Origin of the sequence: Oerskovia sp. NPDC057915, from assembly GCF_042887685.1 — a bacterium.
GTDB lineage: Bacteria > Actinomycetota > Actinomycetes > Actinomycetales > Cellulomonadaceae > Oerskovia.
The window spans coordinates 1-17,430 of sequence record NZ_JBHVOS010000034.1 but is presented as its reverse complement, the minus strand read 5'-3'; the positions used below and the strand labels follow the sequence as shown (position 1 = coordinate 17,430).

Below are 17,430 nucleotides of genomic sequence, written 5' to 3'. Positions count from 1 at the left end.
TGGGCCCAGGCCCGCCGCCCCTCGGGCAGTTCTCCCCGTTCCTTGCGGGCGCCCGCTACCAGTAGCATCGGCGCGCACACCGTCGCTCCACCGTGGGGCGAGGAACCTGTCCCGATGGGGGAACCATGCACGCCACCGCACCGACCACGACCGACCTGCCGCTCTGGGTGGAAGGTCGCAAGAAGATGCGGCTGACGGCCATCGTCTCGCCCTTCCTGGCCGCGGTGCTGCTCACGGTCATCGCCCTCGTACGCTTCGGCGACGAGGAGAGCTTCGGGCTGTACCTGGTCATCGCACTCGTCGCGGTGCTCGCGATCATCCTCCCGTTCCTCGTCTACTGGGTGCGCGAGGCGAAGCCCGTCGCGGTCGACCTCGCGGCCCGCACGCTGCGCATCGGGGACGGCCCGGCGCGTCCGTTCGCGGACGTCGCGTACGCGTACACGCGGATCGAGCAGGGCTCCCTCACTCTGCGTTTCGGGTTCTCGGAGACCGAGCGCACCGCGATCCTGCGCAACCTCACGCAGGTCGTGAGCTTCCGCCTGCCCGAGGCCGACGCCCGCGCCCTCATGGAGGCCTTCGCGGGGTCGAGCCTCCCAGAGGAGAGCACGGCCACGAAGGCCTTCATGGCACAGAAGGTCCTGCTGGGGAAGGCCGACGCGATCGAGGTCGTCGCGGCGCTCGCACAGCTCCCCCGCATCGCCTGACTGCGTCCGCATCGTCCGAGGACGGCACGCTCGGGCAGTCGACGACGAGAGGGGCCCCGCACCATCGGTGCGGGGCCCCTCTCGTCGCGCGGCGGCCGTGCGGCCGGTCCGTGTCAGCGGTCGCGGCCCGCCATCGGGACGAAGCAGCCGAGCGTGACCATGAGGAGACCGGCGGAGAAGATCAGCGCGTGGTTCGACTCGACCGTGAAGGCCCACCCGAAGGCGACCATCCCGCCCACGAACAGGACCATCGCCACGAGGAAGCGGGCGACGGCCCCGGCTCGCTCGGTGGCTTCGTTGCTCTGCGTCGTCTGGCTGCTCATGCTCTTCGCTCCGTACTGGTCGTGGGGTCACGCGTGGTTCCCGCGTGCCGCGGGAGGGGCATTCCCGACGACGGCACGCACGCGAGGCGTCAGGCCGTCAGTCCAGGTAGTGCTCCACCGTACCGGCATCCCGGATCGCCGCGGCATCCGGGTCGCTGCCGAACTCCCGGGCGGCGTCGCGCTGGCGCAGCAGGTCCCAGCACTGGTCGAGCTCGGTCTCGATCGCGCGCAGACGCGTGTGCTCCTCCGACGCCGTGATCTCCCCGTCGGCGAGCTCGTCGCGCAGCCTGCGCTCCTCCGCCACCAGGTCGCCGATGTACTGCCGGATGCCTCGGTCCTCAGCCATCCCTCCACGGTACGGCCGGGCGCGTGGCCGCGCGATGCCACCTGTCCCGGGCCCTCGCAAGCGGAAACCCGCGAAAAGTGACGTGTCCGACGTTCGGCGCCTTTCGGCGTGCGAGCCGCCCGAGCCGGTGTCAAGGTAGGGACTCACCGGCCAATAAGGCACATACGGGACAAAAGGAGAATGACATGGGTTTCCTCGCATTCATCGTTCTGGGACTGCTCGCCGGACTCATCGCTCGCGCCATCCTCCCGGGCAAGCAGACCGGGTCGATCCTGATGACGATCCTCCTCGGGATCCTCGGCGCACTGCTCGGCGGCTGGCTCGGGAGCGTCCTGTTCTCGGCTCCGCTCGAGGAGTTCTTCTCGATCCAGACGTGGCTGCTCGCGATCGTCGGCTCCGTCATCGTGCTGGGCATCTACGGCGCGATCCGCGGCCGCAACGGTCGCACCGCCTGACCGCGCAGCTCACCCAGGCCGTCACCGCTCGTCGGTCGCGCCCCGTCCGGCCGCGGTGACCACCGAAGGGCCCGCCTCCTCGTCACGAGGAGGCGGGCCCTTCGTCGTACCCCTCGGGGCCCGTTCCGATGGTGCGAGGAGATCCTCGTGGAGGCGGCTGCCCCACCCGTAGATCTCACCCACCGCCTCGATGCCGCTGACACCGACGACCGCGCCCTCCTGCTCGTGCAGGACCACGAGCCCGTCGCTCTGCACGACCCGCGTGCCGGGATGCCCCGTGTACCCGACCCCGGAGATCATCCGTCCGTGGACCACGGCCATGTACGTGCTGCGAGGTCGGTACGGGCCCGGGTCCTCGCCACGGCCGAGGTCGTGCAGCACCGTCCGCGCGGCGTGCACCCCCTGCGCGGCACTGTCCTCCCAGTGGTCGATGCGCCACGTCCCGAGGTGGTCGTCGTGATGCACGGCGACCCCTCCCGCCGCGTACACGACCCCGTGACCAGTGGCGCGGAGCCTGTCGTCGACGACGACCCCGTCGCGCCAGGGAAGGGGCGCGGAGGGGGTGGTGCCGAGCGCGACGACGACGAGATCGACCTCGAGATCGCTCCCGTCGTCGAGAGTCACGACCGTCGCCTCCGGCGTCGCGAGGACGCGGTGGACGGTGCGGCCGAAGAACGTGGCCACCCGGGACTCGTGGTCGGCGGCGACACGCTCGGCGACCGGGCGGCCGAAGCCCGCCACGCCGGGGACGCGACTGCGGGCGACGAGGCTGACCCGGTGCCCCTGCGCCTGCAAAGTCGAGGCGGTCTCCGACGCGATCAGCCCGCCCCCGTAGATCGCGACCCGTGCCGCCTCCCCGCGCGCCGCGATCGCCTCCCGGAACCTCACGGCGTCGTCGAGCGAGTGCAGGGTGAGCAGGCGGCCCGCCCGCGCGGCCTGCTCCGCCCCCGCGACGTCGGGGTCGATGCCCCGCGGCCGGCCACCGGTCGCGACGAGGAGCGCGTCGTAGGCGATCGTGGCCCCCGAGGCCAGGTGGACCTCCCGCGTCGCGGGGTCGACCCGCTCGACGGTGTCGGCGACGAGCTCACCGTCCGGTCGGGGCAGACGGACCGTCTCGGGGGCGGCCTGACCGTAGGCGACGTTCTTGACGAGCATCCGCGAGTACGGGATCTCGTCGGTGCGTCCGACGACGGTCGTCCGGACGTCGCCCTGAGCGGCGAGGGTCCGGGCGGCGGCCGTGCCTGCTGATCCCGGTCCGAGGATCACGACGTGGCGTGCGGTCATGGGGTGAGTTCTCCAGGTGCGGGTGGGGTGTCGCGCGGGTGCGGGCGGGCGTGCGTGCGGGCGGGCGGGCAAGGTTCTGCGAGCCGCGACGGTCCGGGGACCGGCGGGAGACGAGCGGGGCCCGCGGTGCGTGGTGACGTCCCGCGGACCCCGCGTCCACGTCGCTACGCCATGTTGGCGGCGTACCTCGCGGGGTCCGAGTCGAAGGCCGGCCCGCATCCGGCGCAGCAGAACCAGTACCGCCGGCCCTCGTGGTCCCGGTACAGGCCGGTCGCCTCGGCCGCCTTCTTGCTGACGGGGCTGCCGACCATGACCGGGCAGGTGGTCATGTCGTCGCTCGCAGCGCCGAGCAGGTTCTCGGTGCCGTCGCCCGCTGCAGCGGGGCTGGACGCACCGGTGCTGCAACAGCTGGTCGCCTGAGGTTCGTTCGCCATCGTGAGTGGTTCCCTTCGTGATGCGGGTGGGTGGTTCGGGCTCGGGGACGTCATGACCTGGCGACGCTCCGGAACCCGCGCAGGCGCAGGCTGTTGCCCACGACGAAGACGCTCGACAGCGCCATCGCAGCCCCTGCGAGCATGGGGTTGAGCATTCCCAGTGCCGCGACGGGGATGGCCGCGACGTTGTAGGCGAAGGCCCAGAACAGGTTGGTCTTGATCGTTCCGAGCGTCTTGCGGGAGAGACGGATGGCGTCGACCGCGCTGCGCAGGTCGCCGCGTACCAGGGTGATGTCGGACGCCTCGATCGCGACGTCCGCACCCGTGCCCATGGCGAGCCCGAGGTCCGCCTGGGCGAGAGCGGGGGCGTCGTTGACGCCGTCGCCGATCATCGCGACGACCTTGCCCTCACGCTGGAGACGGGTGACGACGTCGACCTTGTCCTTCGGGAGGACCTCGGCGATGACCTCGTCGATACCCACCTCGGCGGCGATCTGCCGGGCGACCGCCGCGTTGTCCCCCGTGAGGAGCACGGGGGTCAGCCCGATCGCCTTGAGCTGCGCGATCGCCTCCGCGCTCGTGGGCTTGACCGTGTCGGCCACGACGAGGATGCCTCGCGCCCGACCGTCCCACCCCACGGCGACGACCGTCTTTCCCTCGGCCTCGGCTCGCGCCTTGGTGGCCGCCAGCGGGGGGCTCAGCTCCTGGGACCACTCGGCGAGGAGCGACTCGCGGCCTACCAGGACGGCGTGGCCGTCGACGACGCCCTGCACGCCCTTGCCCTCGATGTTCGCGAAGTCCTCGGCCGTGAGCAGCGCGCCGACCTCCTGCGTCGCCCCCTTGGCGATCGCCTGCGCGATCGGGTGCTCGGAGGCGTCCTCGAGCGCGCCGGCCAGGCGGAGCAGCTCGGCGCGATCGGTGCCGGGCTCGACGACCACGTCGACGAGCGTCATCTTGCCGGTCGTGACCGTGCCCGTCTTGTCGAGCACGACGGTGTCGATCCTGCGGGTCGACTCGAGCACCTCGGGGCCCTTGATGAGCACGCCCATCTGCGCGCCGCGGCCGGTGCCGACCAGGAGCGCGGTCGGCGTCGCGAGCCCCAGCGCGCAGGGGCAGGCGATCACGAGGACAGCGACCGCTGCGGTGAAGGCAGCGCTCACGGGGAACCCCGCGCCCAGCCAGCCCCCGAGGGCGGCGGCCGCGATCACGATCACGATCGGCACGAACACGCCCGAGATCCTGTCGGCGAGGCGCTGCACCTCGGCCTTGCCGGTCTGGGCGTCCTCGACGAGCCTGGCCATCTGCGCGAGCTGCGTGTCCGACCCGATGCGGGTCGCGCGGATCACGAGGCGCCCGCCCGCGTTCGTCGTGGCGCCGGTGACGGTGTCTCCCGCGGAGACCTCGACCGGCACGGACTCTCCCGTGAGCATCGACTCGTCAACGGCGGACGTCCCGGCGACGACGACGCCGTCCGTGGCGATCTTCTCGCCGGGACGGACGACGAACTCGTCACCGACCTGCAGGTCCTCGACGGGGATCTTGGTCTCGACGTCTCCGCGCAGGACCGAGACCTCCTTGGCCCCGAGCTCGAGCAGCGCGCGCAGCGCCGCACCGGCCTGCTTCTTGGAGCGCTTCTCGAAGTACCGGCCGGCGAGGATGAACATCGTGACGCCGGCACCCACCTCGAGGTAGATGTTCGCCGCGCCGTCGGAGGGCGCGAGCGCGAGCTCGAACGGGTGCGTCATGCCCGGGGCGCCCGCCGTGCCGAGGAACAGCGCGTACAGCGACCACAGGAACGCGGCGGACGTGCCCATGGAGATGAGCGTGTCCATCGTCGCGGTGCCGTGCTTGAGGTTCGCCCACGCGGCCTTGTGGAACGGCCACGCCGCCCACACGATGACGGGGGCGGCCAGCGCGAGCGAGGCCCACTGCCAGTAGGTGAACTGCCACGCGGGGACCATGGCCATCGCGATGACCGGCACGGTCAGGACGATCGCCCCGACGAGCCGGTTGCGCAGCGAGGTCAGCTCGGGGTCCTCGCCGTCGCCCGCGCCCGCGGACGCGCCGTCCTTCTTCGCACCCTTGGGCACGGGCAGCGCGGCGGTGTACCCGGTCTTCTCGACCTCCGCGATCAGCAGCGCCGGGTCGAACCCGTCCGGGACCGTCACCTTGGCCTTCTCGGTCGCGTAGTTCACGGTCGCGACCACGCCGTCGAGCTTGTTCAGCTTCTTCTCGATCCGCATCGCGCAGGAGGCGCAGGTCATGCCGCCGATCTCGAGCTCGACGCCTGTGATCACGCCCGGAGGCGCTGATGTGCTCATGTGCAGTTCCTTCTCTCGGCTGGTGGGAAAGGGCCCGACCTCTCGGTCAGTGCCCCTCCGGGTGCGATCCGTCGTCGGGGTCCGTGGGCTCCGAGGAGTCGGCGCCGGGGGCGGCGTCGAGCACGAGCTCGGCGGTGTGGACCTGGCCGTCGACCTGGAAGTCCAGGTACAGCAGGTAGCGGCCCACGGTCGGGGCCTCGGCGGCGAAGGCGATCGTCGGCCCGGCCGTCTGCCCGGCCTCCGGGTCCCCTCCCTCGGCGTGGACGTGCAGGTAGGCGAGGTCGCCGTCGCGCAGCGCGACGAGGTGGCCGAACGCTCCCAGGTACGGCTCCAGGACCGTGACGGGCTCGCCGTCCCGGGTGACCGTGAACGTGAGGCCGCTCGAGGTGCCCGCCACCAGCTCGCCGTCGACGGTCACGGTGTAGCCGTCCACCTGAGCGGTCCGGGTCGGCCGCTGCTCGACGGGCACGAGGTCCCCTGCCACCTGGACCGTGCGGGTCAACGTGCGCGCGGACTCGTCCGCGCCGGTCGGGGTGAAGTCCGCGAAGACGCGGTAGCTGCCCGCCGCCGCCCACTCCCAGGGGATCGACCAGGTGCCCGAGCCCTCGTCCAGCACGGGGTGGACGTGACGGAACTGGCCGCCGTCCGAGCGCACCACGATCAGGTGCAGGTCCTTCTCGTGCGTGGTCGTGTACTTCGTCACCGGGGCGCCCGCGGCGTCGTGGACCTGGAAGCTCAGCTCCCCGGGCTCACCGACCACCGCGGGCGCCTCGACGGACGACAGCGCGAACCCGTCGACGCCGAGCGCGAGGCCCCCGAGCCCGCCGTCCGTGGCCTCCGCCGACCCGGCTCCCGCCGCACCGTGCTCTTCTCCGTGCCCGTTCATCGTGCTCCCTTCGGTCCAGCCGGCGACGGTGCTCTCGGGGACGACGGCCCCGGCGACGCCGTACGCGCCCCCGAAGGCCACCACGAGCCCGAGGCCGTAGAGGGTCAGTCGTGCGCCTGTCCTCATGCCGAACGCACCGCCGAGTAGCCGGCCTCCTCGACCGCGGCCAGGACCTGCGCGTCGTCGACGGGTCCCGTCACGACGAGCCGTCCCGTCTGCGCGCTGACCTGGATGTTCTCGACCCCGGCGACCTGTCCGACCTCCTCGCGGATCGACAGCTCGCAGTGCCCGCACGTCATGCCCGTCACCTGGTACTCGTTCGTGGCCATGGCGGAGCCTTCCTCTCGTGGGATTCGATACCCCTACCGGGTACCTCTGCCACGAAACATATACCCCGTGGGGGTATCGCGCAAGCACCGTCGCCCGAGACAGGGCGAGGGACGGGTGAACATCGACGGACTCCGGTCGACGACCGGGCAAATACCCCTACGGGGTACCTCTGTCACGCGGCGCAGGGCGCACACCTGCGGACTCGCAAACGATTGACACGCATACCCCCCATGGGTATACCTTTTGCCGACGCCGGGCGCACCGGCCACCCCTCAGAAGGAGACCTTCATGTCTACCCATCCACCACTGTCGCCGGCGAAGCGGTGGCTCGGCCTGGCGCTGATCGCCACGGCGCAGTTCGTCGTCATCATGGACACGTCGATCATCGGCGTCGCCCTGCCGGACATCCAGAGAGACCTCGGCTTCACGCCCGAGTCGTTGTCCTGGGTGTTCAACGCCTACGTGGTCGCCTTCGGCGGACTGCTCCTGCTGGGTGGACGGCTCGCCGACGCCTTCGGTGCCCGCAAGATCTTCGTGCTCGGTTGGCTCGTCCTGATCGCCGGGTCGATCCTGGCGGGAGCGGCCGGAACCATCGGGCTCGAGATCGCGGGCCGTGCGATCCAGGGTGCCGGTTCCGCGATGATCGCACCGGCCGCGCTGACCCTGCTCATGATGCTCTTCGGCGGGACGCGCGACCTGCCGAAGGCGTTCGCCGTCTACGGCGCGGCCGCGCCGGTCGGCGGCAGCGCAGGGGTCTTCCTCGGCGGAGTCCTCACCGAGTACGCGAGCTGGCCCTGGGTCTTCTACGTGACCGTCCCGATCGCGCTCTTCGTGCTCGCCTTCACCGCGTCGACGCTCCCGCGCACCGAGCGCAAGGCCTCGGGATCGATCGACATCGCCGGAGCGCTCACCGTGACCGCAGGGCTCGCGGCCGTCGTCTACGCGGTCGTCAACGCCCCGGAGATCGGCTGGCTCACGCTGCCCACCCTCGGCGCCCTCGCCGCAGGCATCGTCCTGCTCGCGATCTTCTTCGTCATCCAGGCGCGCAGCCGCAACCCCCTGCTCCGCCTCGGCCTGCTCCGCGCTCCGCTGCTCGGAGCCGCGAACGGTGCACAGCTCCTGCTGGGTGCCGCCTGGGTCTCGATGTGGTTCTTCCTGAACCTGTACCTGCAGCAGGTCCTCGGCGCGAGCGCCTTCGCCGCGGGAGCCGCGCTCCTGCCGATGACCGGGCTCGTCGTGCTGGTCATGCTCGCCCTGGCTCCCCGGCTCCAGGAGAGGTTCGGTGCGAAGTCCCTCATCGTGACCGGCCTGCTCCTGCTCGCCGCCGGGCTCGCGTGGCTCTCGTTCGTCCGCCCGGACGGCAGCTACGCCGTCGACGTCCTGCCCGCCTCGCTCCTGGCCGCCCTGGGCATGTCCCTCGCGTTCGTCCCCTCGCTCGGCACGGCCATCAACGCCGCCCCCGCCGCGGAGACCGGCGTCGCATCGGGGCTCGTGAGCACGAGCTACCAGATCGGGTCCGCTCTCGGGCTCGCGGCCCTCACGGCGATCGTCTACGTCGTGTCCGGCCCCGACCCCACGAGGGTCGAGCTCACCCAGGCGTACTCGGCCGCGTTCGTCGGGGCGGCGATCCTCGCCCTGGTCGGAGCGATCGTCACCGCGGTCGCGATGTCGAGGCCGCGCGTGCCCGTCGCCGCCTCGGACGCCTCGATCGGGCGCTGACCGCACCGGACCGGTCCCCACCGGTTCACCCCCCACCACCTCGAAGGGAACCCCTATGTCCACACCCCGCCTGCTCCTCGCCTACGACGGATCGGCCAACGCGCACAGCGCGATGCAGACCGTCGCCGGCCTCTTCCCCGGTGCCACCGCGGTCCTGCTCTACGCCCGCCAGCCCATGGAGGGCTTCGCGGCACACCTCGAGGGCCACCCGGCACTGCAGGAGCTCCAGGGTCTCGACGCCGCAGCCCTCGACGTGTCGGAACGGATCGCCTCCGACGGGGCGCAGCTGGCCCGCGACCTCGGTCTGGTCGCCGAGCCACACGTCTCCTCGACGATGGCCACGGCCGCCGAAGCCATCGTCGAGGCCGCCGAGGAGCTCGACGTCGACCTGATCGTGCTCGGCTCCCGCGGTCGGCGCGGCCTCAAGGCGACCCTGCTCGGCAGCACCTCGGCCAGCGTCCTGCACCACGCCACCCGCCCGACCCTCGTGATCCCCTCGGACGCGGTGGCGCTGGCCCGCCGCAACAGCCGGGTCCCGGCCGACGGCCGCGTCACCCCCGACAGCCGCGTCACGCCAGACCTCGGCTAGCCCCTCCGGCGAGGGCCGGGCGCCGGGCCCGTCAGGCAGGGGAGCCTGACGGGCCCACCCGGCACCCTCGGTCGATCCCGGCCACCCCTGCCCTGTTCCCCTTCGACATGACGGAGACCACCGTGCCTCGACTTTCACGTATGACCCCGGAGACCGCCGTGGGCGCCTCGAAGGACCTGCTCGCCGAGCTCGTGGACCGCCACGGCAGCGTGGGCGACATGGTCTCGACGATGGCGCACTCCCCGGCCGTGCTCGGTGGATACCTGCAGCTCAGCCGTGCCATGCGGCGCGCGAAGCTCGACCGCAGGACCAGCGAGCTCGTCTCGATCGCCGTCCAGGCGCAGCAGGGCTGCGGCCTGTGCCTCGCGTCGCACGTCGGGGCCGCTCGGGCGCTCGGCGCCGGCGAGGACGAGATCGCGCTGGCCCACGACGGGTGGTCGGTCGACCCCGCGCTGGCCGCGATCGTCGCCTTCGGCGTGCAGATCTACCGCGAGCCGGCGTCGATCACCGACGAGCAGGTCGACGCCCTGCGGCGCCACGGCTACAGCGACCGCGAGATCGCCGACGTCGTGGGCGTCGTGGCGCTCAACATCCTCACCGGGGCGTTCAACCTCGTCGCCGGGCTCACGCCCGGAGCGCCGTCGGTGAGGCGCAAGGCCTGATCTGCGGGGACGTCCTGGCCGCGTCGGTGCGGGCCGCTCGTCCGGTCCTCCGACTGTCGAGCGGTTCCGTCACCGCCGCCCCGGGACGTCCCCCGACCATCCGGCCGCCTGCCGGGTCCGGCCCGCGACGAAGGCCACCGTGAACCCGATGAGGAGGGAGGTCGTGTGCCCGACCGCCGTGAAGTTCCGCGCGACGAGCCCCGGCCCCACCCAGTAGACGACGACGAACGCGACCCACCACCAGCGCCAGCGCCGGGGGACGACGACGGTCAGGAAGCCCATGACGGTCGCCATGACGTAGCTGACGCCGACGTCGTCGACCGTGGCGACGCTCGGGTTCACGAACCCGTGGAAGATCCCGGTCGTCAGGACCATGGCCGTGAACACCGTCGCACCGACGTGCCCCATGAACCCGACCGCGAGCGACGCGAGCCGCCCGACGAAGCGCTGCGCGTAGGCCAGGACCACGAGGAGCTGGAGCACCAGGAGGACCTCGCCCGGCGAGGAGATGACGAACGCGCTCGCGAGGAGCACGGAGACGGGGCGGTCGCGCAGGTTCGCGAGGTTGGTGCTCGTGTCCTCGTACACCTGGTCGCGCGTGCCCTCGGGCAGGAACGCCAGGACGAGCGCGACGAGCAGGACCACGGAGCAGTACACGATCGCGAGGTCTGCCCGGCGTACCGTGCGCCACACGTCGGCCAGGGCGTGGCGCACCAGGTGGGTGGGGGTCGTGGCTCCCGTCGGGCCGTCCGTCATGTCGTCACGCTACGCCGGGACACGCCCGCGAGCGCCCGGAAGCGTGCGGCTCTCGGGCACCGAGGAGGCCCGGGGAGCCCCACGGCGCCCGGCCCTCGTCGTGGTCGTCGGCGCGTCCCGGCCGCGGACTGGACTTCCTGTGGGTCTTGGCTATGGTGGCCGGTTCACCTGCAGGCTGGAAGGAGGTGAGCCACATGGCCAAGAACGACAAGAAGCAGCCGTCGCTTTCCCTGAAGGACAAGCGCGCACAGAAGCGCGAGAAGGCAGCCGAGACCACCGCGAAGGTCCGCAAGCGATAGACCCCGCGCAGCGGGCGGGTCGTCGTCACGTGCATGGGCGGCGACCCGCCTCCGCAGCACCTCCCCAGAATTGTCGTGAGCGGCACGGGTGCCCGGGCGTACCATCGACGGAGAGCTGTGCCGCGGGACGAGCCCCGGCCACCGATCTTGGAGCGCATCTTTCATGCAGCGAGGAAGCGGGGCGGCCGTCCTGGCCTGCTCGGTCGCGGGCCGGACGCCCGCCCAGCACGCCTGACGCCCTACGGCGCCACCCACCGGTGAGTCCCCGAGACTCACCGGACGACCGGCGTGCCTCGGCGGGTCCCCTCATCGGTGAGTCCTCGTGACCACCGGCGGGCCCCGACCTGCCGTCCTCCGCTCCCGCCCGACCTGTCGGTCCGGGCACCGCGGGCGAGACGGCCCCTCCTGCACGAGAGCCGTAGAACCATGAACCCCTTGTCCGAGAAGCAGATCCGCGCGTCCTTCGTGAACGCCTCGCGCCGCGAGTCCTCGCAGCTGACCCTCCCGTCCGACCTCGCAGACCTCCGTTGGGACCGCCTCGACTACCTGGGCTGGGTCGACCGCAAGGCGCCGCTGCGCGCCTACGTCGTCCTGCCCGTCGACGACGCGCTCGTCGGGCTCGCGCTGCGTGCCCCCGAGGGCACGGCGTCGCGCCGCCGCGCGGTGTGCGCGTGGTGCGAGGACGTCATCGTGACCGACGACGTGTCCCTGTACGTCGTGCGCCGGGCCGGTGCGGCCGGTCGCAACGGCGACACGATCGGCACCCTGATCTGCACCGAGTTCGGCTGCTCCAAGAACGTCCGTCGCAAGCCGACCATCGTCGAGGCCGGCCAGGACCCCGCGGGTCTGGTCGAGCGGCGCATCGAGGGACTGCGCGAGCGGTCGGTGAAGTTCGCGCGCGAGGTCCTGCGCGAGGTCTGAGCCGGCAGGTCCGCGCGACGACGTGGGTGCGTGGCGGCGCCGGTTCGTCCGGCACCGCTACGCTCCCCCTCATGCTGAGCCTCGAGAACGCCACGTACCTGGTGCACGACCTGGACGACGCCATCGCCTTCTTCACCGGAGCGCTCGGCTTCACGCTGCGCCAGGACGAGACGTTCGAGAGCGGGTGGCGCCGCGTCGTCGTGAGCCCGGGCGACGGCGACGCGGCGGGCACCGGGCTCGTCCTGGCCCTCGCGACGTCCGACGACGCGCGCGCCCGCGTCGGCCGACCGGTCGGCGACGAGGTCGCGTTCTTCCTGCGGACCGACGACTTCGCGGCCCAGCACGCCCGCATGCTCGCGCACGGCGTCCGGTTCCTCGAGGAGCCGCGCCACGAGGCGTACGGGACGGTCGCGGTGTTCCAGGACCTGTACGGCATGCCGTGGGACCTCATCCAGCCGCCGAGCGCATGACCCGCCAGCCCCCCACCCGAGCCGGGTCGCGGGCACGGCGGTAGCGTCGGACGCATGACTTCCTCACCTCGGCTGCGCCCGTTCTCGCAGGTCGACGTCTTCACGACGACCCCCTACCGGGGAAACCCGGTCGCGGTGGTGCGCGACGCCGTCGGGCTGGGGGACGACCAGATGGCCGCCTTCGCGCGCTGGACCAACCTGTCCGAGACGACGTTCCTCCTCCCGCCCTCCCCCGAGGGCGCTGCCGCCGGGGCCGACTACCGCCTGCGCATCTTCACGCCCGCAGGCGAGCTGCCGTTCGCGGGGCACCCGACGCTCGGCTCGTGCCACGCGTGGCTCGCCGCGGGCGGCACGCCGCGCGTCGCGGGCACCGTGGTCCAGGAGTGCGGGATCGGTCTGGTCCCGCTGCGCCGGTCCCCCACACCGGGGCCCGACGACGGAGCCTCCTCGGGAGGCCGGCTCGCCTTCGCGGCTCCCGACCTCCTGACGGACGAGCCGCTCGACCCCTCGACGCTCGCCGCGATCACGCGCGCGCTCGGGCTCGACGCCCACGACGTCGTCGATCACCGCTTCCTCGACAACGGGCCCGGCTGGCGCGTGCTCCTGCTCGGCTCGGCCGAGAAGGTCCTCGCGCTCGACCCCGACTTCGCGGGGCTGGGCGACCTGGCGATCGGCGTCGTCGGGCCGTACACGGCACTCGGCGACGGGCGTTACGACGGCCCCGACGGTGCCGCGGTCGAGGTCCGCGGCTACGCGCTCGACATGGGCATCCCCGAGGATCCCGTGACGGGGAGCCTGAACGCGGTCGTCGCGCAGTGGCTCCAGCCGGACGGCCTGCTGCCCGCGAGCTACGTCGCGAGCCAGGGCACGGCGCTCGGGCGGGCCGGGCGCGTCCACGTGAGCCGCGTCGGCAGCGGGGGGCGCGAGGACACCGTGTGGGTCGGCGGCGACGCCGTGACCTGCATCGACGGCACCGTGCTGCTCTGACCCGGGCGCCGTACGGGCCCGGCGGGGCATCACCGCCGGACCAGCGCGTCCCGCCCACAGAAACACGGTGAGAACGCGGCCACGTGCGGCATAGAGTTCGCTGAATGTCAGGAAACCTTGCAGTCGGTCGCGCCCGCTGGTCGTTGATGGCGCTCTTCGCCCTCTTCGGCATCGTGGGCACGAGCTGGATGACGCGGCTGCCCTCGATCCGCGAGGCGCTCGGGGTCTCCTCGGCACAGCTCGGCCTCATCCTCATCGTCGGCGCGGTCGGCGCGCTGTTCGCCGTCATGTCCACGGGGGCGGTCGTCGCCCGGTTCGGGAGCCGCCCGACCCTCGTCGCAGCCACCGCCGTCAACCTCGTCGCGCTGCTGCTCGTCGCTTGGGGCACGGCGACCGGGAGCGTCGGCATCTTCGCGGTGGGCGCGTTCACCAACGGGATCAGCGGCGCCCTGATGAACGTGCCGATCAACCTCAACGGGGCCATGGTCGAGCAGCGCGTCGGGCGTGCGATCCTCCCCCACTTCCACGCGGCCTTCTCGATCGGCGCCGGGGCGGGCGCGCTCGTCGGGGCCGCGTTCTCCTGGGCGCAGATCCACATCGCGATCCAGCTCGTGGTCATCACGACCCTCGTCGCGGTCGCCCGCGCCTTCCTCATCGGGCCGGCGACCGTGTTCGCCCCCGAGCGGCAGGCCGCGGCGGGTGCGGCGACCAGCCCGACGGGTGCTGCGCCGTCGACTCCCGGGGCCGGTCGGACGACGGACGCCGGCACGGTCGGCGTGGCCGCCGAGGTGGCCGACGCTCCCGCGGGCTCCACGGCGGAGCCCGCCGCCGCGCACGGCGTCACGGACGAGCCGACCACCCCGCACCCGGCCGGTCGCCGCGGGGCCGGGCTCCGCAACGCCCTGTCCGCGTGGCGCGAGCCGCGCACCCTGCTCATCGGCCTGGTCCTGCTCGCCGCATCGCTGTCCGAGGGGTCCGCGGGAAACTGGCTCTCGATCTCCATGGTCGACGGCTTCGCGGTGCGCGAGGCCGTCGGCGCCATGGCCTACGGCACGTTCGTCGCCGCGATGACGGTCTTCCGCTTCGCCGGGACGGGACTCATCGACCGGTTCGGACGCGTCACGATCCTGCGGGCGTCCGGGGTCTCGGCGCTCGTCGGACTGCTCCTGTTCGGCCTGGCACCCGGGCTCCCGCTCGCCTGGTTCGGCATCGTGCTGTGGGGCTGCGGGGCCGCGCTCGCCAACCCGATCGCGATCGCCGCCGCGTCGGACGACCCCCTGCGGGCCCCGGGGCGCGTGTCGGTCGTGACGTCCTTCATCTCGTTCGGCCAGCTCACGGCACCGCCGCTCCTGGGCCTGCTCGCGGACTCGATCGGCGGTCGGCACGCACTGCTCACCATCACGGTGGCCACCGTCCTGAGCATCGCCCTCGCGGGGTGGGTCAAGCCGCTGCCGCAGCCGAGCAGGTCCTTGGTGGCAGACCGGGTGTGACCTTGGTCCCCGGGTACGCAACCTGGGTCGACCGGTGCCCGAAACCCCCGTTTCGCGCCGATCTCAGCCCAGTACGGCTTGGTATCTTGGGGGGGCATCGGGGGACTTCAGGGGTCGCGAAAGAGGTTCGGCAGCATGATCCGCATCGGCGTAGTCGACGACGAGTCCGCCAGCAGAGACGTCGTGCTCGGCCACCTCGACCGCTTCCAGGTCGAGAACCGGGTGACGTTCGACGTCCGCACCTTCAGCGACGGGCGCGAGCTCGTCACGGGGTACCGCCCCGACTTCGACATCCTCTTCCTCGACGTCCAGATGAACGACCTGGACGGCCTGGACACCGCGCGGCAGATCCGCACGCTCGACTCCCGTGTCGTCATCGTCTTCGTCACGAACATGGCGCAGTACGCGATCCACGGCTACGAGGTCGACGCGCTGAGCTATCTCCTCAAGCCCGTCCCCTGGTTCGCGTTCTCCCAGGAGCTGCGACGCAGCATCGACCGGGTGCGACGCAGCGGCACGGACTCGCTCATGCTGACCGTGAACGGCGCGCTCGCCCGGGTCGACCTGCTCGACGTCGTCTACATCGAGAGCATCAAGCACCGCGTCGTCGTCCACGCCGTCGACCGGACCTACGCGTTCACGGGCACCCTCAAGGCCTTCGAGACCGACCTCGTCGACAAGGGGTTCTTCCGCAGCAACAGCTGCTACCTCGTGAACATGCGACACGTCCTCGCAGTCGACCAGAGCACGTGCGTCATGCTCGGTGGCGACGAGCTCCAGATCAGCCGACCGCGCAAGCGTGCCTTCCTCGACGCGCTCGCCGACCACGTCGGCGGACGCGTCGCGTGACCCACGAGCTCCTGACCGAGACCATCCGCGAGGTCCTGCCCGACATCCCCCGCGGCTTCACGGCCTTCGCCGAGTGGTCCGCGTGCCTCGTGTACATCCTGCTCCTGCGCAAGCGGTTCACCCCGCCCATCCTGGCCCTGCTGCTCGGGCTGGGGCTCGGCCTCCTGTGGGCCGTCCAGTCCTTCGCGGGCGAGCTGCCGATCTCGCTGTGGACGTTCGGCATGGCCCTCGCGGTGGCCGCGGTGTACAGCGTGGTCGTGCTGTGCGCCGACGTGTCGGCGCGGGAGGCCGGGTACTTCACCGCCCGGGCCTTCGTGCTCGCCGAGCTCGTCGCGTCGCTCCACTGGCAGCTCTACAGCTACGCGGTCGACCAAGGGTTCACGGGCCTCGGGGTCCAGGCAGGGCTCGTGGTCCTGGTGTACGGCACGGCCTTCACGACGGCCTACGTCATCGAGAGGCGCCACTTCCCGCCCGACCAGCAGCTCGAGGTCGACCGGCGTGGGCTGCTGAGCGCGGCCGCGATCGCCGCGGTCACGTTCCTCATGAGCAACGTCAGCTTCGTCAGCTCGAACACCCCCTTCAGCGGGCGGCTCGGGCTCGAGATCTTCTACATCCGCACCCTCGTCGACCTCGCCGGTTACGTCGCCCTCTACGCCCAGCAGGGGCAGCGGCTCGAGCTCCAGCGCGCGGTCGAGGTCGAGGCGATGAACCGGATGCTGCGCTCCCAGCACGAGCAGTACCTGCAGTCCAAGCGGAACATCGACATCGTCCACCGCAAGTACCACGACCTCAAGCACTTCGTCACCGCGATCCGGACCGAGAACGACCCGGCCGCCAAGGCGTCCTACCTCGACCAGCTCGAGGAGAGCATCCGGGGGTACGGCGCACAGGTCGAGACGGGCAACCCCGTGCTCGACACGATCCTCACGTCGAAGACCGCCCAGTGCGCGGAGCTCGGGATCACCCTGACGTGCGTGGTCGACGGCGCAGCCCTGTCCTTCATGGACGCCATGGGCCTGAGCGCACTCTTCGGCAACGCGCTCGACAACGCGATCGAGAGCACCGCCACCCTGCCGGACCCCGAGAACCGGCTCGTGCGCGTCGCGGTCTACACGCAGAGCTCGCTCGTCATGGTCCGCTTCGAGAACTACCACGTGGGCGAGCTCGACTTCGACGACGGGATCCCGCGGACCACCAAGCGCAACGCCATCGACCACGGGTACGGCGTGCGGAACATGCGTCAGGTCGTCGAGGGCTACGGAGGGTCGCTCACGGTACGCACCGAGTCCGACTGGTTCGTGGTGCGAGCCCTGATCCCTGTCCCCGAGGGACGCAGGTCCCGGCCTCAGAACCGGCCGCTGGAGGTCCTGGGTCCGCCGGACTCGTCGGGACGCTGAGGCCGCCGTGACGGGGCGCACCACCGGGGGCGTCCCGTCACCCGGGCCGGCTCACCGCCGGGCCGGCTCACCGCCGGGTCGGCGGACCGGCGGGTCGGCGGACCGGCAGGGTTCTAGTTGAAGCCGATGACGCGTTGGGCGGCTTTGTAGGCCAGGACGGAGAGGTGGCGTCCGGGTCTGCCGGGCAGGTTGGAGATCTGGTGCAGGG

Annotated in this window: 19 protein-coding genes; 11 read left to right on the top strand and 8 right to left on the bottom strand. The window is 71.9% G+C overall.

The annotated features are described in order from the left end of the window. Positions 1–125 precede the first annotated feature (125 nt). The gene (locus ACFVQ3_RS18000) at positions 126–704 is read left to right on the top strand and encodes a hypothetical protein (protein ID WP_387642005.1); all 579 of its coding nucleotides are present in this window, start codon (positions 126–128) and stop codon (positions 702–704) included. Positions 705–817: 113 nt separating this feature from the next. Here ACFVQ3_RS18000 and ACFVQ3_RS17995 read toward each other — a convergent pair whose 3' ends face one another. Beyond that, positions 818–1,027: a hypothetical protein gene (locus ACFVQ3_RS17995; RefSeq protein ID WP_387642003.1), complete on the bottom strand. Its 210-nt coding sequence runs from the start codon at positions 1,025–1,027 to the stop codon at positions 818–820. A gap of 97 nt (positions 1,028–1,124) precedes the next feature. Beyond that, positions 1,125–1,373: a DUF2630 family protein gene (locus ACFVQ3_RS17990; protein ID WP_387642000.1), complete on the bottom strand. Its 249-nt coding sequence runs from the start codon at positions 1,371–1,373 to the stop codon at positions 1,125–1,127. A 185-nt stretch (positions 1,374–1,558) separates the two neighbouring features. Between ACFVQ3_RS17990 and ACFVQ3_RS17985 the strand changes: the two genes are divergently transcribed. Next, positions 1,559–1,828, top strand: a complete 270-nt coding sequence (locus tag ACFVQ3_RS17985) for a GlsB/YeaQ/YmgE family stress response membrane protein (protein WP_138826936.1) — start codon at positions 1,559–1,561, stop codon at positions 1,826–1,828. 21 nt (positions 1,829–1,849) lie between these two features. On the opposite strand, the gene ACFVQ3_RS17980 is transcribed toward ACFVQ3_RS17985, so the two are convergent. The 5 genes from ACFVQ3_RS17980 to ACFVQ3_RS17960 form a co-directional block, all read right to left on the bottom strand. Further along, positions 1,850–3,112 carry an NAD(P)/FAD-dependent oxidoreductase gene (locus ACFVQ3_RS17980; protein ID WP_387641998.1) on the bottom strand — a complete coding sequence of 421 codons (1,263 nt, stop codon included), beginning with the start codon at positions 3,110–3,112 and terminating at the stop codon, positions 1,850–1,852. A 164-nt stretch (positions 3,113–3,276) separates the two neighbouring features. Continuing rightward, complete coding sequence (locus ACFVQ3_RS17975; RefSeq protein ID WP_387641996.1) at positions 3,277–3,546, bottom strand: YHS domain-containing protein; 270 nt, start codon at positions 3,544–3,546, stop codon at positions 3,277–3,279. A gap of 50 nt (positions 3,547–3,596) precedes the next feature. Beyond that, positions 3,597–5,867 (bottom strand): heavy metal translocating P-type ATPase, encoded by a 2,271-nt coding sequence (locus ACFVQ3_RS17970; protein WP_387641994.1) that lies wholly within the window; start codon positions 5,865–5,867, stop codon positions 3,597–3,599. A 46-nt stretch (positions 5,868–5,913) separates the two neighbouring features. Further along, entirely contained in the window at positions 5,914–6,879 is a 966-nt protein-coding gene (locus ACFVQ3_RS17965) for a heavy-metal-associated domain-containing protein (protein ID WP_387641991.1), read from the bottom strand. Next, a complete protein-coding gene (locus ACFVQ3_RS17960; protein WP_387641989.1) occupies positions 6,876–7,082 on the bottom strand; it encodes a heavy-metal-associated domain-containing protein in 207 nt (68 codons plus the stop codon). The genes ACFVQ3_RS17965 and ACFVQ3_RS17960 overlap by 4 nt, the downstream gene beginning before the upstream one ends. A gap of 289 nt (positions 7,083–7,371) precedes the next feature. On the opposite strand from ACFVQ3_RS17960, the gene ACFVQ3_RS17955 reads away from it, so the two are divergent. The 3 genes from ACFVQ3_RS17955 (at position 7,372) to ACFVQ3_RS17945 (ending at position 10,053) form a co-directional block, all read left to right on the top strand. Then, positions 7,372–8,802 (top strand): MFS transporter, encoded by a 1,431-nt coding sequence (locus tag ACFVQ3_RS17955; RefSeq protein ID WP_387641986.1) that lies wholly within the window; start codon positions 7,372–7,374, stop codon positions 8,800–8,802. Between the two features lie 55 nt (positions 8,803–8,857). Next, positions 8,858–9,391, top strand: coding sequence for a universal stress protein (locus ACFVQ3_RS17950; protein WP_387641983.1), 534 nt, complete (start codon positions 8,858–8,860; stop codon positions 9,389–9,391). A gap of 140 nt (positions 9,392–9,531) precedes the next feature. Then, on the top strand, positions 9,532–10,053 hold the full coding sequence (locus ACFVQ3_RS17945; protein WP_387641980.1) for a carboxymuconolactone decarboxylase family protein: 522 nt from the start codon (positions 9,532–9,534) through the stop codon (positions 10,051–10,053). Positions 10,054–10,122: 69 nt separating this feature from the next. Here the strand turns inward: ACFVQ3_RS17945 and ACFVQ3_RS17940 are convergent, their stop codons facing one another. Beyond that, positions 10,123–10,809: a rhomboid-like protein gene (locus ACFVQ3_RS17940; protein ID WP_387641977.1), complete on the bottom strand. Its 687-nt coding sequence runs from the start codon at positions 10,807–10,809 to the stop codon at positions 10,123–10,125. Between the two features lie 725 nt (positions 10,810–11,534). Between ACFVQ3_RS17940 and ACFVQ3_RS17935 the strand changes: the two genes are divergently transcribed. The 6 genes from ACFVQ3_RS17935 (at position 11,535) to ACFVQ3_RS17910 (ending at position 17,222) form a co-directional block, all read left to right on the top strand. Beyond that, positions 11,535–12,029, top strand: a complete 495-nt coding sequence (locus ACFVQ3_RS17935; RefSeq protein WP_387641974.1) for an FBP domain-containing protein — start codon at positions 11,535–11,537, stop codon at positions 12,027–12,029. Between the two features lie 71 nt (positions 12,030–12,100). Next, on the top strand, positions 12,101–12,499 hold the full coding sequence (locus ACFVQ3_RS17930) for a VOC family protein (RefSeq protein WP_387641971.1): 399 nt from the start codon (positions 12,101–12,103) through the stop codon (positions 12,497–12,499). 54 nt (positions 12,500–12,553) lie between these two features. Beyond that, positions 12,554–13,486: a PhzF family phenazine biosynthesis protein gene (locus ACFVQ3_RS17925; RefSeq protein ID WP_387641968.1), complete on the top strand. Its 933-nt coding sequence runs from the start codon at positions 12,554–12,556 to the stop codon at positions 13,484–13,486. Between the two features lie 104 nt (positions 13,487–13,590). Beyond that, a complete protein-coding gene (locus ACFVQ3_RS17920) occupies positions 13,591–14,976 on the top strand; it encodes an MFS transporter (RefSeq protein ID WP_387641965.1) in 1,386 nt (461 codons plus the stop codon). Positions 14,977–15,111: 135 nt separating this feature from the next. Then, a complete protein-coding gene (locus tag ACFVQ3_RS17915; protein ID WP_387641963.1) occupies positions 15,112–15,825 on the top strand; it encodes a LytR/AlgR family response regulator transcription factor in 714 nt (237 codons plus the stop codon). After that, positions 15,822–17,222: a GHKL domain-containing protein gene (locus ACFVQ3_RS17910; protein WP_387641960.1), complete on the top strand. Its 1,401-nt coding sequence runs from the start codon at positions 15,822–15,824 to the stop codon at positions 17,220–17,222. Before ACFVQ3_RS17915 ends, ACFVQ3_RS17910 begins: the two co-directional genes overlap by 4 nt. Positions 17,223–17,430 lie beyond the last annotated feature (208 nt).